This is a genomic window from Streptomyces sp. NBC_00104, from assembly GCF_045160825.1.
Lineage (GTDB): Bacteria > Actinomycetota > Actinomycetes > Streptomycetales > Streptomycetaceae > Streptomyces.
Genome location: NZ_CP108215.1, coordinates 1,206,654 through 1,230,325 on the forward strand (window position 1 = coordinate 1,206,654; position 23,672 = coordinate 1,230,325).

Sequence of the window (23,672 nt, forward strand, 5' to 3'; positions counted from 1 at the left end):
CTGGATCAAACGGACAATTCCGGAGCGCGAGCTCCACGCACAGGTGAGGACTGCGGGCACAGACATGAGTCACACCCGAGAGCGCGGCATCGACCACGGGTCGGTCCCGCCGTCCAGGAAACGAGCGGCCGCCCCGGGGACGGTGGCCCGCCATCGCGTCGCCGCGCAGCTGGCCTCCCGTACGCCCGTCCTGCCCGTGCTGATCGTTTCGGTCATCGTGGCCGTCGGCCTCCCCGGCGGAGCCGGGCTGACCTGGCTGCCGCTGCTGGCCGCGGGGCCCGCGCTGGCCGCCACCACCAGCGGGCCGCACGGGGTCCTCTGCGTCGGCCTCCTCGCCGGGGGGCTGGGCACGCTGCTCGGCGTCCACGGCGGGGCGCCGGGCCGCGAGCTGGCCGCCGTCCTGTCCGCCCTGCTGGCCGTCACCCTGGCCAGTGGACTGGCCAGCGCGTTGCGGGGGCGGCGCGAGCGGGTGCTCGCGGCCGTCCGCTCGGTCGCCGAGGCCGCCCAGCACGCGCTTCTCCAGCCCGTACCGGCGACCGTCGGCCCGTTCCAGGTGGCCGTCCGGTACAGCGCCGCCGCCGCGGAGGCCCGTATCGGCGGAGATCTCTACGCGCTGGTGCCCACCCCGTACGGGGTGCGGCTGATCGTCGGCGATGTACGCGGCAAGGGGCTGCCCGCGGTGGGGGTCGCCGCCCTGGTGGTCGGGGTCTTCCGCGAGGCGGCGTACGAGGAGCCCGACCTGCTCGCCGTCGTCGACCGGATCGAGCGGAGTCTGGCGCGCAACCTCCGCTGCGACGACTTCGTCACCGCCGTGATCGCCGGACACCCTCGGCCGGGACGGCTGGAGCTGGTCAACTGCGGGCACGCGCCGCCGCTGCTGGTGCGCGGCTCCGGAGTCGTACCGGTGGAGCCCGCCCGTCCGGCCCCGCCCCTCGGGCTGCGCGCCCTCACGGGCGAGACCCCCGGCCTCCAGACGCTGCCCTTCGGCGACGGTGATCAGCTGCTGCTCTACACCGACGGCGTCACGGAGGCACGCGACCGCGACCGCGCGTTCTACCCGCTCACGGAGCGGCTGGCACGCCACCTGTCCGACGAGCCGGCCCACACCCTCACGGCCCTCCACGACGAGTTGCTCGAGCATGTGGGCGGCCGACTGCACGACGACGCGGCCCTGCTCATGCTCCGCAAACCGACCGCTCCCGAAGCAGCCTTGGCCGGGTGCGGCGCCCAGCCGCAGCCGTGACCCCGGACGTTCCCACCCGGGGTCCTCAACGGGCTTCCGCCCCGGCCTACGAGAAGTCGTACACGGCGAAGTCGGTGACCGGGACGTATCCGATGCGCCGATAGAGGGCGTTGCTGGTGGGGTTGGCCAGGTCGGCGAACAGCAGGACCTCTGTCGCGCCGGCCGCCAGCGCGGCGCGGCTCACCTCGGCCGTCACGGCGCCCGCGTAGCCGCGACCGCGTAGAGGGGCCGGGGTGTAGACGGGAGTCACCCTGATCTGGCCGGCGGTCATCGGGGTCATGCCCGCCATGGAGACAGGAGTGCCGTCCGGGGTCTCCCAGAACGTGACGTGGCTGTCCGCGAAGCGGTCGGCCGCCCGGGAGCCGGCGTCGGCGACGGGGGCCTCTGCGATGTCGGCGGCGAACTCGTGGTGCCAGCGGACGAGTCGGTCGCGGTCCTGCTCGCCCGCGACCCGGCTCCGGCCCTCCGGGAGCGGCCGCGGCGGGGTGAGCGTGCCGAGGCGGTACAGGCGCTGCCGTTCGCGGAGCTCCGGCGTCGCGCCGGTGTGCCGCTGCCAGGCCCGGGCGAAGGCGGTGGCGGTGGCGTGGTCCGCGCCGACACCGGGGAGGGGGTGGCCGAGGCCGGAGAGACGGGCGGCGAGGGTGTCGGCCTGCTCGGGCGTGAGCGGGGTGAGGCTCAGACGGTGGGGCGGGGTGCGGAAGAAGGTGGCGCGGACCTCGCCCGCTCGCTCCAGCCGGCCGAAGACGGGCGCCCCGGCGCCGTACGCATCCGCCCCGCGGGTGCGCAGTGTCTCGGTGACCGTCAGCTGCACGGTGTGCGGGGCGGGGCGCGAGCGCAGGAAGTCTCCGGCTCGGGCGAGGAAGTCGTCGAGGTCCTCGGTGAGGTGCCAGTCGTCCGGGTTCATGCTTCATGGTTCCTCAAGCCACGGGGACGCGTCCCGTCCCGGCGCCGAGGGTCATTCGTTCTCCGTCGTGGTCCTGTACGCCTCGTGGCGTACGTCGGCGTTCGCGTGTCCGCGGAGCAGACGCACCAGGGACCGCCACTCCTCGGGCCAGCCGAGGGCGGGGCCCGTTCCCTTCACCAGGCCGACCGCCAGCAGGCCCGTCGCGGTGCCGCCGTCGTGGGCGAAACGGTCGGCCGCGGTCAACAGGGCCTCGGCGCGCCCTGGATGGGCGCGGTACGCGGAGAACGTCCGCAGTCGGTCGGACGCGTGGACCGCGACGGTCACCCCGCCATCCTCGAGTGCGTCCGCGAAGGCCCGCAGCCGTTCGAGCAGAGCGGTCGGCTCCACGGCGCGGTCGACCAACTGGCCCAGCACGTGGGCGCGTTCCGCCGCCAGCAGGGGTTCCGGCGCCAGCTGTTCCGCGACCGCTTCGAGCAACTCGGGGCGCACGCGGTCGACGTAGCCGAACGACGTCAGGGCCCGGAGCCGCTGCAGCGCCGGCAGGTCCCGGCCCTCCAGCGCGTCACAGCCGCCTTCCGGCGTGTGCATCGCGGCCAGCAACTCGGCCACCGTGCCATGGAACACACTGCCCGGCGCGGCACCGCCGAGGGGATGCGGCAGCTCGGACACGGCCAGGTCGCGCAGCGCCCACCCCGCGAACTGCCAGTGCCTACGGTCGCCGAGGTCGCGGACGGTGCCGGAGATACGGTCGGCCAGTTCGGGGGCGTAGCGGCACCACACCCCCATGGCGCGCAGCCGGGCATAGGCGCTCCCGAAGCCCTCGGTGAGCGCGAGGGAGGTGTCGTACGCCGCGAGGACGACGGCGGCGTAGGCGCGGCGGTGCGTCTCGGCCAACTCCCAGGGGGTGACGGCCAGGAGGGCATCGTGCACGGGCCGGGCGTCGTCGCGTGCGACGTCCTCGAGCAGGTGCCGGGCCTCGGGCTCGCCGAGCAGCGGTGGCAGGGCACGGACGACGGCGGCCCGCACGTCCGGGTGGCGGTCGGGGGCCCGGAAGGTCCGCGCCAGCAGGGCCACGGCCCGCCGGGGTGGCAGGAAGCGGGCGGCGAGCCGTACGGCCTCCTTGCGGGAGGTCACCTTCGCGGGCCGCTCCCCGGTGAGCAACGCGCCCAGCGCGAGGGCGAGTTCGGACGGGGCGGTGAAGCGGGCGGCGCGGGCGGCCGCGTACACGGCGACCCGGGCCCGGTCGCCGCCCGCGTGCTCCAGCAGCGCGGGCAGGGTCTCGTGGGGCCGGTCGGTCCAGGGCAGCGCGCCGAGCGCCGCCTCGGCGACGACCACCTCCGCGTCGTCCGTGTGCGCGAGCGCCAGGGCCCGCCCGAACTCGGGCACCGGGGCCGCGGCCCGGATCAGGGCGGCCCGTTCGTCGAGCGGAAGCGAATCGTCCGCGACCGTCTGTCCGGCCAGCCGGACCGTGGCCCGCTGCTGGCGGGGCAGCCAGCGGTCGCTGTCGCCGAGGTCCGGCAGCGGGCGCCGGGCCCCGTCCACCAGGAAGCGGCCGTACGGCGGGGTCTCGTCGAGCAGTGTGTCCAGCAGATCCGTGCGCCGCCGGGTCAGCACCCGCCGTACGGCCGGGAGGACGACCGACGACGGTTCGAGCGCGACGATCCTGGCGACCCGCTCGTCCCGGGTCGCCGGTGCGGCCAGCCACAGCTCGGCCGCCGTCCGGAACGTCTCGTCGTCGCCGCGTTCCAGGGCCGTGGCCAGCCTGTCCTGCAGTTCGGGCAGCCGCCGGGCGCGCGGTCCCAGCGCGGCGGCCAGGCCCAGCAGCAGCCGGAAGTCGGCCCGCCCCGCGCCGGCGTCGAGCCAGGGGCGCAGCGCTTCGAGCACCTGGTGTTCCTGGCCCCGCCGCAGGACGCGGTGCAGCGGGCCGAAGTCGGGGACGCCGACCCGGCTCGTGATGCCCTCCAGGGTGCGCAGGGCCCAGTGCCGCAGGGCCGTCTCGTCGTCCGTGGCGTGCTCGACGAACAGTCGTACGGCGAGCGTGCGCAGCGCCGCCAGGGTGCCGGCCGAACTGTCCCGTGCCTCCAGGGCGTCGGCGGCGATCCTGTCCAGCAGGGGAGCGTGTCCGGAGCCGAACAGCCGAGGGTGCGCTTCGGCGAGTGCGCCGAGCGCCGCGGCGCGTACCGGGTCCCGGTCGTTGCGCAGGCGGCGGCCCGCCGTGGTCAGCACTTCGCCGACGGCCTCGCGGCTGCCGTCGCGGGCGGCGCAGGCCACGAACAGCGGCCAGGCGGCGGCCCGGTCGTCCGCGTCGGACCGCCCGATCGCGGCGAGCAGCTCGGAGCGTGCCTCCTCGATCGGGCCGTGGGCGAGGGTGTCCAGGTCGTCCCACCAGTAGTCGGTGCCGTCGAACTCGGCCGCCGCCCTCCGCACTTCCGCCCAGCGACGCTCGCGGGGCAGCAGGTCGAGAACGAGCAGTGCCGGCTCTCCCGTGGTCCCGCCGCCGATGACGGCGTCCACGAACGTGGGGCGCCGACCGGGTGCCATGGCCTTCACCAGTGCGGTGAAGTGGCCGCCCCGGTTCAGCCAGTGACGGCCGAGCGCGGTCAGCGACGCGGGCTCGGCCCGCACGAGCCTGTGCAGGACTCCGGGCGGTGGTACCGGCTCGTGGCGCTGTTCCTGGCGGTCGGGGGAGGTGATCCAGCGGATCACGCGTTCGGCATCGGCGGTGACCAGCGGGCCGAGTGCGTTGTTCAGCGCGGGCGGCAGGCTGTAGGGGCCGTGCCGTTCCAGCAGGGTCAGCAGCCGCTCGGGGCGCAGCCGGGCGAGCGCCGCGGCCGTGGTGGCGTGCAGACGCCACCAGGCGTCCCGCCGCTGTCCGTCGGCCCGGTCGGCCAGGGTCTTCTCCGCGTGGTCCAGCACCGCGTCGGGGTGTCGGCACGCGAGCCGCGTCCAGCCGTCGACGGCATGCGCCAGTCCCGGCAACTCCCTGGCCACGAACGGGGTGGAGCAGGCCGGCAGCAGCCGTGCGGCCTCGGCGTCGCCCCACTCCGCGCGCAGTCGCGCCACCAGCCGCTCGGCGAGCGCGCCGCGGCCTCCCGAGGCGAGCAGACGGGCCAGGCGCTGCCGCAGCACGGCCGGTGCGTCGTCGTACGCCGCCTCCACCGCCCGGTCCGGCACGGGCAGGTCACGTGCGGCGCGCCACGCGTACCCGGCGACGACCGGGTCCGGGTCTGCCAGCCGCTCCGCCAGGAACCCCGCGTCCCGCCCGACGAGGGCCGCCAGCGCCGCGAGCCGCCGCTCGTACGGTCCGCGCCCGTCCAGCTCGGTCAGGAGCGGGGCGAGCGTGCCGTCGTCCGCGAGGCTGCTGGCGGTCCGCGCCGTCAGGGTGAGGCGCGCGGGGAACGGCAGCGGTTCGAGGGCGGACAGCAGTTGCTCCGCGGTGGTCGGCATCCGCCGATTCTGCCCGGCAAGATCCGTTCATGCGATCGATTAAGTACGGACGGGACGAGACGGGACGAGACGCGCCGGCGGGTTCCCGCGCCGAGCGTGCGGCTGCCGCACGCTCGGCACACCTGGCCGGGGTCGCGGGCGACCACCCGGTCCGGACCGCGTCACGGATGGTTGATGTTCCAGGCCGTCGAGTCGGCGGGTGAGGGGCTGGTGGTCGACCGGCCCGCGTCGCACGGCGCGGAGTCCTGCGGCGGGAGCAGGCGGTACGCGCCGATCCGCGCCGTCCCGAACCGCACGTCCGTTTCCCCGGAAGTGGCCAAGTCCCTCGTCGTCCACGGCAGTTCCCCGTCGGCCAGGGGCGCGCCCGGGTACGCCGCCACAAGGACCCGGGTGCAGCTGCCGTCCTGTCCGGCGGGAAGGCCGGCGGGGAATCCGACGGTGCGGGCCCTGCTCCCGTCCGTGGACAGCCGGTAGCGCATGACGAACGACGTCTCCGTTCCCGTCGTCGTGGCCGTGAGGGTCCAGAACTCGACCTGCACGGCGAGCGGTTGGCACAGCACCCGGACATCGCCGGTGCGCCCCGCACGGACGACGACCGATGCCTTGTCGTAGGACGGGTCCGCCACGTCGGCGGCCGTCCCGCGAAAGGCCACCGCGGTTCGCAACCACGCGGCCCGCTCCCGTTGCGACCAGTGGCCGTTGTCGCGGCAGCCGTCGTCCTGCGCGCCCGCGGACTCCTTCGAGCAGCCGACCGCGAGCAGCGTGAGAGCCGCCGCGCACGCCGTCAGGGCTCCGTGGCGGAGGCGGGTCCGGGTGCTGTGCATGGTCTCCCTCGATCGGAACGGGCGGGCCGCGGACATCGCGCGGCTCGAGCGGCGAGGAGTCTGCCGGTGCGCTGTCCGCGGCGGGGGTGCCGACGGCCCGCTGTGTCCATCCCGTGATCAAGAAGGTGACCGGCGTCCGGCGGAGGGCCTGCCGTCCGTCTCGTGCCGACGGCCCCGCGGGGCTCACCCGAAGACGGTTTGCCGATCACCTGCTTCGATTTCGGCGATTCGTAGCCGAATTCGCCAAACAGTTGAGCGCCTGTCGTCCTCTCTTCACGATTCCCCTGTCAAGTGCCCGACGGCCAGGCCTCGGGCCCCAGCGCTGCAGAAGCGAGTCCAGCATGGTGCGTGTCCGTGCGTCCCTGTCCCAGCTGCCCGCCTACGTCCCGGGCCGCAAATCGCCCGGAGCCATCGTGCTGGCCAGCAACGAGTCTCCGTACGGGTTGCTGCCGGGGGTGGCCGAAACCCTCGCGGAGGCCGCCGGCGGGGTGTCGCGTTACCCCGATCTGCACGCCGCCCCGCTCGTCGAGGCCCTGGCCGCGCACCACGGGGTCGAGCCGGACCGGATCGCGGTGGGCGCCGGATCCTCCGAGGTGTGCGGGCAGCTGCTGCACACGGTCGTCGGCCCCGGTGACGAGGTGGTCTTCGGCTGGCGGTCGTTCGAGGCGTACCCGATCCTCACCGCCGTCGCGGGCGGCACGGCCGTACGGGTGCCGCTGCGCGACCACGCACTCGACCTGGACGCGATGGCCTCGGCGATCACCTCGCGGACCCGGCTGGTCTTCGTGTGCAACCCCAACAACCCGACCTCCACGGCCGTCGGCGCGCGGGCCCTGACCGACTTCGCGGACCGGGTGCCGCGGGACGTGCTGATCGTCGTCGACGAGGCCTACCGCGAGTACGCCGATCCCGACCGGGTCCCCGACGGCCTCGCCCTGCTCGGCGACCGGCCGAACGTGGCGGTGCTGCGGACCTTCTCGAAGGCGTACGGACTGGCGGGGCTGCGGGTCGGCTACTGCGTCGCGCCGCCCGGGATCGCCGCGCACGTGCGCCGCACGCAGGTGCCGTTCAGTGTCAGCGCCCTCGCCCAGCGGGCCGCCGTCGTCGCCCTCGGCGAGGGCGCGGAGGTCGCCCGGCGGGCCGACCTGACGGTCGCCGAACGCGACCGGGTCACCGCACGGCTGCGCGCGCTGGGCCACGAGGTGCCCGACTCCCAGTCCAACTTCGTCTGGCTGCCGCTCGGCGAGGACAGCGCGGACTTCGCCCTGCGCTGCCTGGACGGGAAGATCGTGGTCCGCCCGTTCCCCGGGGAGGGCGTCCGGGTGACGATCGGGCTGCCGGACGAGAACGACGCCCTGCTCGCGCTCGCCGCGATCCGGAGAGGCTGACGGCCGTGCGCCCCGGTCCCTACGAGCGGCACCGCGAGCTGCTCGACGATGTCGTCGGTGCCCTCGCCGCCGGTGAGTGCCGTCGCCCCTTCACCGAGGCGACCGGTCAGGACGCGGCCGACGCGGGCATGAGGTCCACCCGCACCGCGGGGAAGGTGTTCCGCTCGCTGCTGGGACGGCCCTTCGTTCTGGGGCAGCCCGGCGCACTCGGGCAGGTGCGCACGGAGTCGTCGCCGTACGGCGTCGCGCTGGCCATCGCCTACCCGCGCTGCGATCCCGCGGAGCTGGTCGCGGCGGCCGGGCGGGCGGCGGCAGGCTGGCGGGCCGCCGGGACGTACGAGCGCGCCGGGCTGGCCGTGGAGATCCTGCGCCGGCTCAACACCCGTAGCCACGAGCTGGCCCTCGCCGTGCACCACACGACCGGCCAGCCGTTGCACGCGGCGTTCCGGGCCGCCGGGCCACGGGCCCAGGACCGTGCTCTGGAGGCCGTGGCCCAGGCGCTCGCCGAGTCGGAACGCGTCCCGGCCGACCTGCGGTGGGAGAGCGCCGAGCGGGGTGGGCGGCCGCTGGCGCTGCGGGGCACCTGCACCCTGGTGCCCCGCGGGGTGTCCCTGCTCGTCGGCTGTCCCGACTTCCCGCTCTGGAACGGGTATCCGGCCCTGTTCGCGGGCCTGGTGACCGGCAATCCCGTCGTCGTGGCCCCCCATCCGCGCTCGGTCCTGCCGCTGGCGATCACTGTTCTGGTCGCGCGCCAGGTGCTGGCGGAGGCCGGCCACGACCCGAACGTGGTCACCCTGGCGGTGGCCGAACCGGAGCGGCGGGTGCACCGGCGGCTGGCCACCGACCCGGCGGTGCGCATCGTCGACTTCACCGGCTCGGCACGCTTCGCCGACTGGTTGGAGCGACACGCCCGCCAGGCCGCCGTGTTCGCCAACCGGACGGGGCTGAACACCGTGGTCGTGGACTCCACCGACGACTACCGGGGCCTGGTGCGGGGCCTCGCCCTCTCCTCGTGCCTGTGCAGCGGCACGGTACGCACCACACCGCAGAACATCCTGGTGCCGGAGCGGGGCTTTCCCACCGACGAGGGGCACAGGACGCTGCGGGACCTCGGGGCCGACCTCGGTGACGCCGTGGACCGGCTGCTCGGGCATCCCGCACGCGCGGCGCGGGTGCTGGGCGCGATCACCGCCGACGAGGTGCGCGACGCTCTGGCGGAGGCCGCGCGGTACGGCCCCGTCCTGCACGCCTCCGGACCCGTCGTCCACCCCGGGCAGACGCCCGCCGACCTGCGCAGCCCGCTGCTGGTGCGGCTGCGCGCCTGTGACGAGCCGATCTACACACGCGAGTGGCCCGGACTCGTGTCCTTCCTGGTGGGCACCGAATCGACCTCGCACAGCCTCGCCCTGCTGCGCCGCACGATGGCGCGGCACGGCGCGCTCCACGCCTCGGTGCACTCCACCGACCCGCTGGTCCTGGCGGCGGCCGAGACCGCGGCGCTGGACGCCGGGGTGCATCTGGTGGAGAACCTCGACGACCTGCCCGCCGACCCGTCCTCGGCCCGCGCCGACCTGCCGGGCGCCGGCGCCCACTTCATCACCGGACGGTTCCGCGTGGTGCGCTCGCGGCGGCACGCACCGGCGACGGCTCCCGTCCCGGCGGCCCCGGACCGGCCGACGGTCGCCGCGCGGAGCCCCGCCGCCACCGTCGCGCTGCTCGACGTGTGACCGCGAGCCGCTCGGCGTAGGACCGCGCCGGTCCTCAGTCCGTCCAGGTGGCGCCGCGCCCCCGCACCTCGTCGAAGACGAGCCAGGTGCGGGTGGAGCGCACGCCCGGCACCCCTTGGATGCTCTCCAGCACCACCTTGCGCAGCGCCAGATTGTCCGGCGCGCGCACCAGCACCAGGACGTCGAAATCGCCCGTGACGAGGGCGACATGCTCCACGTACGGGATGGCGCGCAGTTCGCGGGAGATGTCGCGCCAGGCGTTCTGGTCGATGCCCATCGTGACGTAGGCGCTGGTGCCGAGGCCGGCCCGCTGGGCGTTGAGCTGCGCGGTGAAACCGGTGATGACGTCCTCGGCCACGAGCCGGCCGATGCGCGTGTAGGCGTTGGCCCGGGAGATGTGGACCTGTTCGGCGAGGGCGCGGACCGAGATCCGGCCGTCCTGGAGGAGCCGGGTCAGGATCTGCCGGTCGATGTCGTCGAGCGGGACGGCAGTTCGTCCGGCCGCCGCCCCCTGCGGAGAGATTTCCTCGGACACTTTGCCCTCCCAGAGCTTTCCGATCGGCAATTGGTCGCCGGTTCAGCCGAGCTATTGAACACATATTCCGCAATGGCCACCATTCTCCTGTCAAGTGTCCAGAGAAAGCGAGTGCCCTCCATGTCTGTGAAGAGCCTCCGCCAGACGGTGCAGGGCCTCCTGCCGTCCCTGTCCCCGGTGCGGTTCGTGGCCGAGGACGGCACCCCGGTCGCCAGGCGGCCGGCCGACTACACCGAGCCGCCGGTCGAGGCCCTGCGGGAGGCCTGGCGGCGGATGGTGCTGGGCCGCCGGTTCGACACCCAGGCGACCGCCCTCACCAAGCAGGGCCGTCTGGCCGTCTATCCGTCCAGCCGTGGTCAGGAGGCCTGTCAGATCGGCGCCGTGCTCGCGCTGCGCCCGGACGACTGGCTGTTCCCGACCTACCGCGATTCCGTCGCCCTGGTGACCCGCGACATCGACCCGGTCGAGGTGCTGACCCTGCTGCGCGGCGACTGGCACTGCGGCTACGACCCCGCCGCCACCCGGGTCGCGCCCCAGTGCACCCCGCTGGCCACCCAGGTCCTGCACGCGACCGGCATGGCCGAGTCCCTGCGCCGCAAGGGCGAGGACGGCGTGGCCATGGCGCTCGTCGGCGACGGGGCGACCAGCGAGGGCGACTTCCACGAGGCGCTGAACTTCGCGGCCGTCTTCCGCGCGCCGGTCGTCTTCTTCGTGCAGAACAACAAGTACGCGATCTCCGTGCCGCTGGCCCGGCAGACCGCGGCGCCCGCCCTCGCCTACAAGGGCATCGGCTACGGGGTGCGCTCCGAACAGGTCGACGGCAACGACCTGGTGGCGGTGCTGGCGGTGTTGAACGCGGCCGTCGAGCACGCCCGCGCCGGGAAGGGCCCGGTGCTGGTCGAGGCGCACACGTACCGCATGGACGCGCACACCAACGCCGACGACGCCACCCGCTACCGGGAGGACGAGGAGGTCGAGCGGTGGCGGGCCGCCGACCCGGTCGACCGGCTGGAGGCGTACCTGCGCTCGCGCGGGGCGCTCACCGACGAGGACGTGGCGGCGCTGCGGGAGGAGGCCGAGGAGCTGGCGGCGCGGGTGCGCGCCGGCATGAACGCGGACACCGTCCTGGACCCGCTGGAGCTGTTCGACCACGTCTACGCCGAGCCGACCCCGCAACTGCGCGAACAGCGTGCCCAGTTGGCGGCGGAGCTCGCCGAAACCACCCAGGCCCAGGAGGACTGACGACCATGGCCAAGGTCACGATGGCGCAGGCGCTCAACACCGCTCTGCGCGACGCGCTCCATGAGGACGAACGCGTCCTCGTCTTCGGTGAGGACGTCGGCCCGCTCGGCGGGGTGTTCCGCATCACCGACGGGCTGACCCGCGACTTCGGCGAGCAGCGCTGCTTCGACACCCCGCTCGCGGAGGCCGGCATCGTCGGGCTGGCGGTCGGCATGGCGATGGGCGGGTTCCGGCCCGTGGTGGAGATGCAGTTCGACGCCTTCGCGTACCCGGCTTTCGAGCAGATCGCCTCGCACGTCGCCAAGCTGCGCAACCGCACGCGCGGGCGGGTCAACCTGCCGATGGTGATCCGCGTCCCCTACGCCGGCGGCATCGGCGGAGTGGAGCACCACTGCGACTCCAGCGAGGCCTATTACGCGCACACGCCCGGCCTGAAGGTGGTCACCCCGGCCACGGCCGAGGACGCTTACTGGCTGCTGCGGGACGCGGTGGCCGACCCTGATCCGGTGGTGTTCCTGGAGCCGAAGAAGCTGTACTGGTCGCGCGAGGACACCGACCTTCTCACCCGTGGGGCGCTGCCGTTCGGGCGGGCGGCGATCCGGCGGGCGGGGCGGGACGCCACCGTCATCGCGTACGGCCCGTCGGTTCCGGTGGCCCTGGCCGCGGCCGAGGCCGCCGCCGAGGACGGGACCGAGCTGGAGGTCGTGGATCTGCGGACGCTGGTGCCCTTCGACGACGAGACCGTCACGGAGTCGGTGCGCAGGACGGGGCGCTGCGTGGTCGTGCAGGAGGCGCAGGGCTTCGCCGGGGTCGGCGCGGAGATCGCCGCCCGGGTGCAGGAGCGCTGCTTCCATTCGCTGGCCGCTCCCGTACTGCGGGTCACCGGCTTCGACATCCCGTACCCGCCGCCGAAGCTGGAGCACGCGCACCTGCCCGGCGTCGACCGGATCCTCGATGCCGTCGACCGCCTGCAGTTCTCCGACGAGCCCGACACCCGGCACCTGTCGAAGGGAGCGGTCGCATGACCACCGCGACGCTGCACGAGCAGCTGTTCCGGCTCCCCGACCTCGGCGAGGGCCTGACCGACGCGGAGATCGTGGAGTGGAAGGTCGCCGTCGGCGACACCGTGACGATCGACCAGATCGTGGTCGAGGTGGAGACCGCGAAGGCGGCGGTCGAGGTGCCGGTGCCGTACGCGGGCACGGTGCTGCGCCTGCACGCGGAGGCGGGTACGGCGCTGGGTGTGGGGGAACCGCTGATCACGGTGGGGGCGAATGCCTCCGGCGGGGGCGGCGGCACGGGTGAGCGCTCGGGCGATCCGTCGCCCGGCGTAGTCGGTACCGAGGCTCGCCGATCCGGCTCGGCGAGCGGACCGGGCGGCGGCATGGGCGAGGCCCTCGGGTCTTTGCCATCCGGCGAGCCCATGACGGGACCGGCGTCGGCCAACCCGGGCGCAGAGCGGTACCGGGAGGAAGAGCAAGCCGGATCGGGCAACGTGCTGATCGGCTACGGCACCGGACACGAACCGGCGTCGCGCCGGCGTCGCCGACGCGTGGGGGCCGCCGCGGCGCCCGCCGGGCCGGTGGCCGAGGCGACGCCGGTGATCGAGCCGCACGCTCCCCGGGTCATCTCGCCCCTCGTGCGCCGGATGGCCCGGGACCACGGGATCGACCTCACCGCGCTGACGCCGTCCGGCCCCGCCGGGGTCGTCCTTCGGCGGGACGTGGAACAGGCCGTCGCCCAGGGCGCGCGGCCCGCGGAGGTGCCGTCCGGCGGGTGGACCCGCACGGAGCCGACACCTGCGTCTCGGTCGGAACCCACGCCCGTGTCCCGGCCGGATACCGCGCCCGTCCCCCGACCGGCGCCCACGCCCGTCCCCCGACCGGGCCTCGCACCCGTGTCCCGACCGAAGAGCGTCTCGGACGGTCCCGTTCGCATCCCCCTCCGAGGCGTTCGTAAAGCCGTCGCCGACAAGCTCTCCCGCAGCCGGACCGAGATCCCCGACGCCACGACGTGGGTCGACGTGGACGCCACCGGACTGCTCCGGGCCAAGAAGGCGCTGGAGGCGGCCGAACCCGGCCGCCGGGTCGGGCTGTTGGCCCTGTTCGCCCGGATCTGCGTCGCCGGTCTGCGCCGCTACCCCGAGCTGAACTCCGCAGTCGACACCGAGCGTCGGGAGATCCTGCGCTACGACGAGGTCCACCTGGGCTTCGCCGCCCAGACCGAACGCGGGCTGGTCGTCCCCGTCGTCCGCGACGCGCACCGGCTGACGACGGTCCAACTGGCCGCCGAACTCGCCCGGTTGACGGAGCTGGCCCGGACCGGAAGCCTGCCGCCCGACCGGTTGACCGGCGGCACTTTCACCCTCAACAACTACGGCGTGTTCGGCGTCGACGGCTCCACGCCCATCATCAACCACCCGGAGGCGGCCCTCCTCGGCGTGGGCCGCATCGTCGACAAGCCCTGGGTGGTGGACGGCGCGCTCACCGTCCGCAAGGTCACGCAACTGTCGCTCAGCTTCGACCACCGCGTCTGCGACGGCGGCGTGGCCGGCGGCTTCCTGCGCTTCGTGGCCGACTGCGTGGAACGCCCGGCGATCCTGCTCGCCGACGTCTGATCCGACCCGCCTCCCCTCCGCCGTGCCCCCTACCCGGGCGCACCACACCCACCAACCGACCGAACGTTCGGCCTGGAGCTTTCATGTCCCCCGACCAGCATCCCGACTTCTTCTTCCGCCACGCGGACCTCCTCGACCAGGCGGTGGCCCGCACGGCCGACCGCGGCTACTGGACGCCCTACCCGGAGACCCCGAGCACCTCCGCGTACGGAGCCGGGGCGCCCGCCGCGGGCGAGGCGGCCTTCCGTGGCCTCCTCGACCGCCCCTTCCCTCTCGACGGGCACCCCACCACCGGCACCGTCCCCGCCACGGAGGTGTCGCCGTACGGCTTCCCCCTCGGCATCAGCTACCCGCACCTGGCGCCCGAGACCGCCGTGGCGACGGCCAAGTCGGCCGCCTCCGCCTGGCGTTCCGCGAGCCCCGACGTCCGGGCTGGCGTGGCGGCCGAGATCCTGGCCCGGCTGAACGCGGCGAGCTTCGAGATCGCGCACGCCGTCCAGCACACCACCGGTCAGCCGTTCGTGATGGCGTTCCAGGCAGGCGGGCCGCACGCCCAGGACCGTGGCCTGGAGGCGGTGGCGTACGCCTGGGAGGCACAGCGGCGTCACCCCGCCACCGCGCGCTGGAGCAAGCCCCGGCGGCGCGGCGGGCCGCTGGTCATGGACAAGACGTACACACCGGTCGGCCGGGGCGTGTCCGTGCTCATCGCCTGCAACACCTTCCCCACCTGGAACGGCTATCCGGGCTTCTTCGCGAGCCTGGTCACCGGTAATCCGGTGATCGTCAAGCCGCATCGGCGGGCCGTGCTGCCGCTGGCGATCACCGTGCGGATCGCCCGCGAGGTGCTGGCGGAGGCCGGTTTCGACCCGGACGTGGTGCTGCTGGCCGCCTCGCGCCCCGAAGAACGCACCGCTCCCGCCCTGGCCACCCACCCCGACGTGCGGATCGTGGACTTCACCGGTTCCAGCGAGTTCGGCGACTGGCTGGAGGACAACGCCCGCCAGGCGGTCGTCCACACGGAGAAGGCGGGCCTGAACACCGTCGTCGTGGACTCCACGGACGACTACGCCGGGCTGCTGCGCAACCTCGCGTTCTCCCTGTCGCTCTACAGCGGCCAGATGTGCACCACCCCGCAGAACATCCTGGTGCCCCGCGACGGGTTCCCCACCGATCGAGGAGCCCGTACGGCCGACGAGTTCGCCGCCGACCTGGGCTCCGCGCTCGACGACCTGCTCGCCGACCCGGCCCGCGCCACCGCCACCCTCGGCGCCATCGTGAACGGCGGAGTGCTCGCGCGGCTGGAGGAGGCGTCCGCCCTGGGCCGTACCGCCCATCCCTCCCGTGCCGTGCCCCACCCCGACCATCCGGACGCCGTCGTCCGCACCCCGCTGGTGGCCCGGCTCGATGCCGAGGCCGACGAGAAGACCTATACGAGCGAGTGGTTCGGGCCGGTCTCCTTCGTCATCGCCACCGACGACACCGCGCACTCGCTGCGCGTCCTGCACGACACCGTACGACGCCACGGCGCGCTCACCGCCTGCGTGTACGCGACCGGCGAGGACGTCCTGGCGGCGGCGCGGGCGACGGCCCTGGAGGCCGGCGTGCACCTGTCGGAGAACCTGACCGCCGACGTGTTCCCCAACCAGTCCGCCGCCTTCAGCGACTTCCACGGCACGTCGGCCAACCCGGCCGCCAACGCGACCCTGACCGACCCGGCGTTCGTCACGGGCCGGTTCGCGGTCCTCCAGTCCCGCCGCCACGCCCCCGCCGGGGAGCACGAGGAGCACTCCGATGTCCGATGAGGTCTATCTGATCGACGGGGCCCGCACCCCGCAGGGCCGCTACGGGGGTGCCCTGGCGTCCGTACGCCCCGACGACCTGGCCGCCCTCGTCGTCGGCGAGGCCGTGCGACGCGCCGGGATCCCGGCCGACTCCGTGGACGAGGTGATCCTCGGCGCCGCGAACCAGGCCGGCGAGGACAACCGTGACGTCGCGCGGATGGCCGTCCTGCTGGCGGGACTTCCGCACACCGTGCCCGGATACACCGTCAACCGGCTGTGCGCCTCCGGACTCACCGCCGTCGCCTCCGCCGCACAGGCGATACGAGCGGGCGAGGCCGACCTCGTCGTGGCCGGCGGGGTCGAGTCGATGACCCGCGCACCCTGGGTGATGGCCAAGCCCGGCACGCCCTGGGCCCGGCCCGGGGACGTCCACGACACCTCGCTCGGCTGGCGCTTCACCAACCCGCGCTTCCCCGCGACGACCACGCTGTCGATGGGCGAGACCGCGGAGGAGGTCGCGGCGCTGGACGGCATCACCCGCCTGGAGGCCGACTCCTTCGCGTTGCGCAGCCACCGCCGGGCGGTGGCCGCGCAGGCGGCGGGCCGTTTCACGGCGGAGATCGTCCCGGTGCCGGTGGCCGACGGTGAGGTGACCCAGGACGAAGGGCCCCGCCCGACCACCACGTTGGAGAGGCTGAGCGGCCTGCGCACCGCGTTCCGCCCGGGCGGCGTCGTCACCGCGGGCAACTCCTCGCCGCTGTCCGACGGGGCCGCCGCCCTGGTGGTGGCGAGCGGGGCCGCGGTGGAGCGGTACGGGCTGACTCCCCGGGCCCGTGTCGTCACCGCCACCTCGGCCGGGGTCGAGCCCCACCTGATGGGCCTCGGCCCGGTGCCGGCCACCGCTCAGGCCCTGGACCGGGCGGGCTGGACGGTCGACGACCTCGACGCGGTCGAACTCAACGAGGCCTTCGCCGTCCAGGCCCTGGCGGTGATACGCCGCCTGAAGCTCGACCCGGACCGCGTCAACGCCGACGGCGGCGCCATCGCCCTCGGCCACCCCCTGGGCTGCTCCGGCACCCGCATCCTGCTCACCCTGCTCGGCCGCCTGGAGCGCGAGGGCGGCCGACGGGGCCTGGCCACCCTCTGCGTCGGGGTCGGACAGGGCGTGGCGATGCTCGTGGAGCGCGTATGAGCGCGACAGCCGCGGGCAGCCCGTACGAGACGCTGTCGGTCGAGGAGCGCTCGTACGAGACTTTGTCGGTCGAGGAGCGCACCGACCGGGTGGTGGTCACCCTGCGTCGGCCCGCCGCCCGCAACGCCGTCAGCGCCCGAATGATCGCCGAACTGCACCGCGTGTGCGAGGACTTGGAGCGCTCTCCGAAGCTGCTGCTGCTCACCGGGCACGGCGGGGTCTTCGCCGGTGGGGCCGACATCGGCGAACTGCGCCGGCGCGGCCGGGACGAGGCGCTGGAGGGGATCAACAGCCGCCTGTTCGAGCGGGTGCGGAGGCTGCCCCTGCCCACGATCGCCGCCGTGCCCGGCTGGGCGCTGGGCGGCGGGGCCGAGTTGGCGTACGCCTGCGACCTCCGGATCGCCGGCCCGGACGCGGTCTTCGGCAACCCCGAACCGGGGCTCGGCATCCTCGCCGCCGCCGGGGCGTGCTGGCGGTTGCGGGAGCTGGTGGGCGAGTCGGTGGCCAAGCAGGTCCTGCTCGCCGGGCGGAGCCTCGACGCCGCGGCCGCGCTCGCCTGCGGCCTGGTCATGGACGTCGTACCGCCGGATCGGCTGGTCGACGAGGCGCACGCGGTGCTCGACCGGATGTCCCGTTCCTCGGCGCTCGCCCTGCGGCTCACCAAGCTCGTCACCGACGCCTCGGGAGCCCATCCCGTGGCCGACGACCTCGCCCAGGCGGTGCTCTTCGAGAGCCCGGACAAAGAGGAGCGCATGACGCGCTTCCTGGAGAAGAAGGGAGCCCGGGCATGAGCTCGGCAGCAACAGCGCCCGCCGTGGTGGGGGTGATCGGCGGGGGGCGTATGGGCGCGGGTATCGCCCAGTCGTTCGCGGCCGCCGGGTCGCGGGTGGTCGTCGTGGAACGCGACGGCGCCACGGCGGCCGCCGCTCTGGAGCGGATCGCCACAGGGCTTCGGCGGGCAGCCGAGCGCGGAACGCTCGCCGGGTCCTCGGACCTCGACCTGCCGGACCGGGTGATCGCCGTGTCGTCGGTCGCCGAACTGCCCGACGACGCGGATCTCGTCGTCGAGGCGGTCCCCGAGAACGCCGGGCTCAAGGCAGAGGTGCTCGCCGCCGCCGAGCACGTCGTGCCGGACGGATGTGTGCTGGCCAGCAACACCAGCTCCCTGTCCGTCACCGAGCTCGCGGCGGCTCTGCGGCGTCCCGGGCGTTTCCTGGGGATGCACTTCTTCAACCCCGTACCCGTGTCCGACCTCGTGGAACTGGTCCTGGCCCCGGGCACCGACGCGACGGCCCTCGACGCGGCGGTCCGCTGGACGCACGCCCTCGGCAAAGAGGACGTCGTCGTCAAGGACTCCCCCGGCTTCGCCAGCAGCCGCCTCGGCCTCGCCCTCGGACTGGAGGCGATCCGCATGGTCGAGGAAGGGGTCGCCGACCCGGAGGCCATCGACACGGCCATGCGCCTCGGCTACCGGCACCCGATGGGACCGCTGCGGCTGACCGACGTGGTGGGACTCGACGTACGGCTCGCCATCGCGGAGCACCTGCACACGACGCTCGGCGAACGCTTCGCGCCGCCCCGGCTGCTGCGGGAGAAGGTCGCCCGCGGTGAGCTGGGCCGCAAGACCGGTCAGGGGTTCTACCCATGGTGAACGACGACACGGCCCTGGGGGCGGACCGCCCGCACGGGGTGACGTACGAGGTCACCGACGGAGTCGCGGTCCTCGAACTGTGCGGTGCCGCGAGCGGCAACGCGCTCGACGCGCACCTGCGCGGCGCGCTCCTGCTGGCCGCGCGGCGCCTGACGACGGACACCGCACGCGGTGTCCGGGCGGCCCTGCTCACCGCGCGGGGCAAGCACTTCTGCGTCGGGCAGGACCTCCAGGAACACGCCCGGCTGCTCTCCGCCGCGCCGACCCGGGCGTTCGCGAACATCCCCAACGACTACAACCCGCTGGTGAAGGAGCTCGACGCGCTGTCCGTGCCGCTCGTCGTGGCCGTCGAGGGCGCCTGCGTCGGGGCCGGTCTCGGCATCGCGCTCTGCGCCGACGTGCGGGTCGCCGGCGAGGGAGCCCGGTTCGCGACCGCCTTCGGCGGCCTCGGGCTGGCCTCCGACTCCGGGGTGGCCCGCGCCCTGGTCCGCCGGCTCGGCCCGTCCCGGACCGGCGGACTCATGCTGCTGGGCGACCGTTTCTCGGCGCGGGACGCCGAGGACTGGGGGCTGGTGCACCGTGTCGTACCGGACGGCCGGGCCGCCGCCGAAGGACTCGCCCTCGCCCGTCGTCTCGCCGACGGCCCCACCGCCGCGTACCGGGAGACCAAGGCGCTGCTGCGGTCCGCGTCCGCCTCGACGCTGCCCGCCGCCCTGGAGCGCGAGGCCGTCGTGCAACGCCGGCTCGGCGCCACCGACGACCACCACGAGGCCGTCCGCGCCTTCCTGGCACGCCGCGCCCCGGTCTTCCGCGGTCACTGACCGGTCCCGCCCCTCGATCCCGAGAAGACCACGAACCGACCACGAACCGACCACAGACCGACCAGAACCGAGACCACGACAGGACACCGCCGTCATGAACACCATGGACAACCCCGACTCGGCGGCCTCGGGGCCGTACGACCCCGAGGCCGCCTTCGAGGACACCATCGCCCGGGACCAGCGCGTCGAACCCAGGGACTGGATGCCCGACGCCTACCGCGCCACACTCGTCCGGCAGATCGCGCAGCACGCGCACTCGGAGATCATCGGCATGCAGCCGGAGGGCGAGTGGATCACCAAGGCGCCCTCGCTGCGCCGCAAGGCGATCCTCTTCGCGAAGGTCCAGGACGAGGCGGGCCACGGCCTCTACCTCTACTCCGCGGCCGAGACGCTCGGCGCCGACCGCGCGGACCTGACCCGGCGCCTGATCGACGGCCGCCAGAAGTACTCCTCGATCTTCAACTACCCCACCCGCACCTTCGCCGACGTGGGCGTCGTCGGCTGGTTCGTGGACGGTGCGGCGATCTGCAACCAGGTCCCGCTGTGCCGCACCTCGTACGGCCCGTACGGACGCGCCATGGTGCGCGTCTGCAAGGAGGAGTCCTTCCACCAACGGCAGGGCTACGAACTGCTCCTGACCATGATGCGCGGCACCGACGCACAGCGGGCCATGGTGCAGGACGCCGTGGACCGCTGGTGGTGGCCGTCCCTGATGATGTTCGGCCCGCCCGACGACGACTCCCCCAACTCGGCCCGGTCCATGGCCTGGAAGATCAAGCGGCACAGCAACGACCAACTGCGGCAGCGGTTCGTCGACATGACCGTGCCGCAGGCCGAGAAGCTCGGCGTGACGCTCCCCGACCCGGAGCTGCGGTGGAACGAGGAGCGCGCCCACCACGACTTCGGCACCCCCGACTGGGACGAGCTGAAGCGGGTCGTCGCCGGCGACGGGCCGTGCAACGCCGAGCGGATCGCCCGCCGTCGGGCCGCCCACGAGGAGGGCGCCTGGGTCAGGGAGGCCGCCACCGCGTACGCCGCCAAGCAGCAGGCCGGTCGCGCGCGGGAAGGAGCGGCGGCGTGAGCGCCACGAGCAGGACCGGGTGGCCGCTGTACGAGGTGTTCGTCCGCGGCAAGCGCGGGCTCAACCACGTCCATGTCGGCTCCCTGCGCGCCGCCGACGACGAGATGGCCCTCCGCCACGCCCGTGACCTCTACACCCGGCGCAACGAGGGGGTGAGCATCTGGGCCGTGCGCTCGGACACCATCACCGCCTCCGCACCCGACGAGAAGGACCCCTTCTTCGCGCCCAGCGGCGACAAGGTCTACCGGCACCCCACGTTCTACGACATCCCCGACGACGTCCCCCACATCTAGGGACGCCCACCCAGGGACGCCCGTCCAAGGGCGTCCGTCCAAGGGCGTCCGTCCAAGGCGATCCGTCCAAGGGCGTCCGTCCAAGGCGATCCGTCCAAGGGCGTCTCCCCCATCCATGACCATCTAGGAGCAGCGCATGACCGACGAGGACCTGTACGTCGACGGCGACAGCGCGCGCTGGGCGTTCGGCACCGGGTTCACCGACCCGCTGCACGGCGTCGACCAGGCGGTGCCCGAGGGCGTCGACGCCGAAGAGCTGGCCGCCTGCTGTCTGGCGCTCGGCGACGACGCCCTGGTGTCCGCGCAGCGACTGGCCGAATGGTGCACCCGCGCCCCGGAGTTGGAGGAGGAGCTGGCGCTGGCCAACATCGGCCTCGACCTCCTCGGGCAGGCCCGCCTGCTGTACGCCAGAGCCGGTGGGGCCGACGGCACCGGGCGTGGCGAGGACGCGTACGCCTACTTCCGCGACCCGGAGGACTTCCGCAACGTCCGCCTCGCCGAACTCCCGGGCGGCGACTTCGCGTTCACCGTCGTCCGCCTGCTGGTGCTGTCGGTCTGGAGGCTGGCCGTGTGCGAGGCGCTCGTCGCGGCCCCCGATCCGGTGCTGTCCGCGATCGCCGCGAAGAGCGTCAAGGAGCTGGCGTACCACCGCCGTTACGCCGCCGAGTGGACGGTACGGCTCGGCGGCGGCACCGCCGAGTCCGCCGGACGGCTACGGGCCGCGTGGGGCGAACTCGCCACCTGGGTGGACGAGTTGCTGACGGACCGCACGGCGGAGCGTCTTGGCGCGGATCCGGCCGCCGTGGCCGAGCGGACTCGGCCGGAGCTGTTCCACGTGCTGGCCGAGGCCGGCCTGAACCGGCCCGGCGACGTGTCCCCGCTCGACACACCGGCGTCCCCGGTGCCGGGCTCCGGCAGGAACGGCGAGCACACGCCGCATCTGGCACCGCTCCTGGCCGAACTGCAGAGCGTCGCCCGCGCGCACCCGGACGCGTCGTGGTGACGGCGTCGCGGGAGCAGACCGGCCACCACGGCGAAGGGGCGGAACAGTCGGAGCATGTGGAACGGGCGGAGCGGGCGGAACAGTCGGAGCATGTGGAACGGGCGGAGCGGGCGTGGCGGATCGCCGCCGAGGTCCCCGATCCCGAGCTGCCGATGCTGACGCTCGCCGCTCTCGGGGTGCTGCACGGCGTCGAGGTGACACCGGACGGAACCGTCGTCGCACGGCTCACCCCGACGTACGCGGGCTGCCCCGCCGTGGCCGAGATGCGCGCCGAGGTGGCCACCCGACTGCGGGCCGCCGGCTTCGCCGACGTCCGGGTGGTCACGGTGCTCGACCCGCCGTGGACCACCGACCGGATCACCGACGAGGGCCGGCGCAGACTGACGGAGCACGGCATCGCGCCGCCGGGCCCTCGGCGCACGCCCGGTCCGGCGGCGGGCCGGACATGGCTGAGTCTGACGACCGCACCGGCCGCCCAAGCCCAAGTCCCTTACCAGGAGCTGCCCTTGGACCCGGATCCGGGCCAGGAGCCGCCCGCCGTTGCCTGCCCGCGCTGTGCCTCGGCCGACACGGAGGAGCTCTCACACTTCGCCGCCACCGCCTGCACGGCGCTTCGGCGCTGCCGCACCTGCCTGGAGCCGTTCCCCCACGTCAAGGACCTGCCATGACCGTTCCCGCCGTTCCCTCCCCCGTTCGGTCCCGCCGCCGTCCGGCGTTCCACGCGCTGCGCGTGGCAGCCGTGGAACCGCTGTGCGCCGACGCCGCGGCCCTCACTTTGGAGATCCCCGACCGTCTGGCCGACGAGTTCGCGTTCCGGCCCGGTCAGTGCCTCACCGTGCGCCGTGAGATCGACGGTCGCGACGAGCGGCGCTCGTACTCGATCTGCTCGCCGGCCGGTACGGCGCCGCGCATCGGCGTGCGCGTGGTCTCGGGCGGGTTGTTCTCCTCCTGGCTCGTGCACGGCGTGAGTCCCGGGGACACCCTTCACGTCATGCCTCCGGCCGGTGCGTTCACCCCGGATCTGACCGGTACCGGCGGCGGCCTCGGCCACCAGGTACTCGTCGCCGCCGGGTCCGGCATCACGCCGATGCTGTCCATCGCCGCGTCCGTCCTCGCCGCGGACGACGACGCGCGCGTCACGCTCCTGTACGGCAACCGGCGCACCCGCACGGTGATGTTCGCGGACGAACTCGCCGACCTCAAGGACCGTTACCCGGCCCGGTTCCAGCTGGCCCACGTCCTGTCCCGCGAGCCGCGCGAGGCCGAGTTGCTCTCCGGCCGTCTCGACACCGAGCGGCTCACCGCGCTGCTGGACGCCCTCCTCGATGTCCGGGAGGTCACCCACTGGTGGCTGTGCGGCCCGCACGGCATGGTGCGCGACGCCCGCGCGCTCCTCACCGGACTCGGGGTCCCGGCGGACCGCGTCCACCAGGAACTGTTCCACGCGGACGAGGAACCGCCCACGACACCCACCGTCGACCGCGACGACGCCACCGACCGTGGGCCGACGAGCGAGGTCACCGTGGTCCTCGACGGGCGGGCGACCACGTTCACCGCGCCTCGCGACCGCAGCGTCCTTGACGGCGCCCAACAGGCCCGCCCCGACCTGCCGTTCGCATGCAAGGGCGGCGTCTGCGGCACCTGCCGTGCCCTGGTCACCGACGGCACCGCCGACATGCGCCGCAACTACGCGCTGGAACCGGCGGAGGTCGCCGCGGGCTACGTCCTCACCTGCCAGACCTACACCGGCTCCGCCACACTCACCGTCGACTTCGACAGTTGAGACACGACGCCGGATCGGACACGACGGCCGGATCCGACGCGACGGCGGATCCGACGCTACGGCGCCAAGGCACCGGGGTCACGGCGGACTTCGCGAGTACAACAGCCATGTGGCGTACGCCGGGCCGCCGTTGCCCAGGA

At 74.1% G+C, this 23,672-nt stretch carries 20 protein-coding genes; 16 read left to right on the forward strand and 4 right to left on the reverse strand.

Annotated elements, in window-relative coordinates:
• The first annotated feature begins 64 nt into the window (after nucleotides 1–64).
• Complete coding sequence (locus OG272_RS05165; RefSeq protein ID WP_327731029.1) at nucleotides 65–1,243, forward strand: PP2C family protein-serine/threonine phosphatase; 1,179 nt, start codon at nucleotides 65–67, stop codon at nucleotides 1,241–1,243.
• A 46-nt stretch (nucleotides 1,244–1,289) separates the two neighbouring features.
• Here OG272_RS05165 and OG272_RS05170 read toward each other — a convergent pair whose 3' ends face one another.
• From OG272_RS05170 to OG272_RS05180, 3 genes are all read right to left on the reverse strand, one after another.
• Entirely contained in the window at nucleotides 1,290–2,147 is an 858-nt protein-coding gene (locus OG272_RS05170; protein WP_405892674.1) for a GNAT family N-acetyltransferase, read from the reverse strand.
• A 51-nt stretch (nucleotides 2,148–2,198) separates the two neighbouring features.
• Nucleotides 2,199–5,594: a hypothetical protein gene (locus OG272_RS05175; RefSeq protein WP_405892676.1), complete on the reverse strand. Its 3,396-nt coding sequence runs from the start codon at nucleotides 5,592–5,594 to the stop codon at nucleotides 2,199–2,201.
• Between the two features lie 161 nt (nucleotides 5,595–5,755).
• The gene (locus tag OG272_RS05180) at nucleotides 5,756–6,418 is read right to left on the reverse strand and encodes a hypothetical protein (protein WP_405892678.1); all 663 of its coding nucleotides are present in this window, start codon (nucleotides 6,416–6,418) and stop codon (nucleotides 5,756–5,758) included.
• 341 nt (nucleotides 6,419–6,759) lie between these two features.
• Here OG272_RS05180 and hisC point away from each other — a divergent pair, with 341 nt between their 5' ends.
• Together hisC and OG272_RS05190 are read left to right on the forward strand one after the other, a co-directional pair.
• Nucleotides 6,760–7,806, forward strand: coding sequence for a histidinol-phosphate transaminase (gene hisC / locus OG272_RS05185; protein ID WP_327731025.1), 1,047 nt, complete (start codon nucleotides 6,760–6,762; stop codon nucleotides 7,804–7,806).
• Between the two features lie 5 nt (nucleotides 7,807–7,811).
• Nucleotides 7,812–9,533, forward strand: a complete 1,722-nt coding sequence (locus OG272_RS05190; protein WP_405892680.1) for an aldehyde dehydrogenase family protein — start codon at nucleotides 7,812–7,814, stop codon at nucleotides 9,531–9,533.
• A 34-nt stretch (nucleotides 9,534–9,567) separates the two neighbouring features.
• Here OG272_RS05190 and OG272_RS05195 read toward each other — a convergent pair whose 3' ends face one another.
• Nucleotides 9,568–10,068 carry an Lrp/AsnC family transcriptional regulator gene (locus OG272_RS05195; protein WP_327731023.1) on the reverse strand — a complete coding sequence of 167 codons (501 nt, stop codon included), beginning with the start codon at nucleotides 10,066–10,068 and terminating at the stop codon, nucleotides 9,568–9,570.
• 120 nt (nucleotides 10,069–10,188) lie between these two features.
• Between OG272_RS05195 and pdhA the strand changes: the two genes are divergently transcribed.
• From pdhA to paaE, 13 genes are all read left to right on the forward strand, one after another.
• Nucleotides 10,189–11,310 (forward strand): pyruvate dehydrogenase (acetyl-transferring) E1 component subunit alpha, encoded by a 1,122-nt coding sequence (gene pdhA / locus OG272_RS05200; RefSeq protein ID WP_327731022.1) that lies wholly within the window; start codon nucleotides 10,189–10,191, stop codon nucleotides 11,308–11,310.
• Between the two features lie 5 nt (nucleotides 11,311–11,315).
• A complete protein-coding gene (locus tag OG272_RS05205) occupies nucleotides 11,316–12,335 on the forward strand; it encodes an alpha-ketoacid dehydrogenase subunit beta (RefSeq protein ID WP_327731021.1) in 1,020 nt (339 codons plus the stop codon).
• Complete coding sequence (locus OG272_RS05210; RefSeq protein ID WP_405892681.1) at nucleotides 12,332–13,927, forward strand: 2-oxo acid dehydrogenase subunit E2; 1,596 nt, start codon at nucleotides 12,332–12,334, stop codon at nucleotides 13,925–13,927. Before OG272_RS05205 ends, OG272_RS05210 begins: the two co-directional genes overlap by 4 nt.
• Before the next feature lie 83 nt (nucleotides 13,928–14,010).
• Nucleotides 14,011–15,729, forward strand: a complete 1,719-nt coding sequence (gene paaN / locus OG272_RS05215; RefSeq protein ID WP_328222471.1) for a phenylacetic acid degradation protein PaaN — start codon at nucleotides 14,011–14,013, stop codon at nucleotides 15,727–15,729.
• Nucleotides 15,719–16,900, forward strand: a complete 1,182-nt coding sequence (locus tag OG272_RS05220; protein ID WP_328222472.1) for a thiolase family protein — start codon at nucleotides 15,719–15,721, stop codon at nucleotides 16,898–16,900. The genes paaN and OG272_RS05220 overlap by 11 nt, the downstream gene beginning before the upstream one ends.
• Nucleotides 16,897–17,691: an enoyl-CoA hydratase/isomerase family protein gene (locus tag OG272_RS05225; protein ID WP_328222473.1), complete on the forward strand. Its 795-nt coding sequence runs from the start codon at nucleotides 16,897–16,899 to the stop codon at nucleotides 17,689–17,691. The genes OG272_RS05220 and OG272_RS05225 overlap by 4 nt, the downstream gene beginning before the upstream one ends.
• Nucleotides 17,688–18,551, forward strand: a complete 864-nt coding sequence (locus tag OG272_RS05230; protein WP_328222474.1) for a 3-hydroxyacyl-CoA dehydrogenase family protein — start codon at nucleotides 17,688–17,690, stop codon at nucleotides 18,549–18,551. Before OG272_RS05225 ends, OG272_RS05230 begins: the two co-directional genes overlap by 4 nt.
• The gene (locus tag OG272_RS05235; protein ID WP_328222475.1) at nucleotides 18,545–19,372 is read left to right on the forward strand and encodes an enoyl-CoA hydratase-related protein; all 828 of its coding nucleotides are present in this window, start codon (nucleotides 18,545–18,547) and stop codon (nucleotides 19,370–19,372) included. The genes OG272_RS05230 and OG272_RS05235 overlap by 7 nt, the downstream gene beginning before the upstream one ends.
• 103 nt (nucleotides 19,373–19,475) lie before the next feature.
• Nucleotides 19,476–20,453: a 1,2-phenylacetyl-CoA epoxidase subunit PaaA gene (gene paaA, locus OG272_RS05240; protein WP_328224654.1), complete on the forward strand. Its 978-nt coding sequence runs from the start codon at nucleotides 19,476–19,478 to the stop codon at nucleotides 20,451–20,453.
• The gene (gene paaB / locus OG272_RS05245; protein WP_326584724.1) at nucleotides 20,450–20,746 is read left to right on the forward strand and encodes a 1,2-phenylacetyl-CoA epoxidase subunit PaaB; all 297 of its coding nucleotides are present in this window, start codon (nucleotides 20,450–20,452) and stop codon (nucleotides 20,744–20,746) included. Before paaA ends, paaB begins: the two co-directional genes overlap by 4 nt.
• A 136-nt stretch (nucleotides 20,747–20,882) precedes the next feature.
• A complete protein-coding gene (paaC, locus tag OG272_RS05250) occupies nucleotides 20,883–21,749 on the forward strand; it encodes a 1,2-phenylacetyl-CoA epoxidase subunit PaaC (RefSeq protein ID WP_327731015.1) in 867 nt (288 codons plus the stop codon).
• A gap of 92 nt (nucleotides 21,750–21,841) precedes the next feature.
• On the forward strand, nucleotides 21,842–22,417 hold the full coding sequence (gene paaD, locus OG272_RS05255) for a 1,2-phenylacetyl-CoA epoxidase subunit PaaD (protein WP_328224655.1): 576 nt from the start codon (nucleotides 21,842–21,844) through the stop codon (nucleotides 22,415–22,417).
• Nucleotides 22,414–23,532: a 1,2-phenylacetyl-CoA epoxidase subunit PaaE gene (paaE, locus tag OG272_RS05260; protein WP_326584721.1), complete on the forward strand. Its 1,119-nt coding sequence runs from the start codon at nucleotides 22,414–22,416 to the stop codon at nucleotides 23,530–23,532. The genes paaD and paaE overlap by 4 nt, the downstream gene beginning before the upstream one ends.
• The last annotated feature ends 140 nt before the right edge of the window (nucleotides 23,533–23,672 follow it).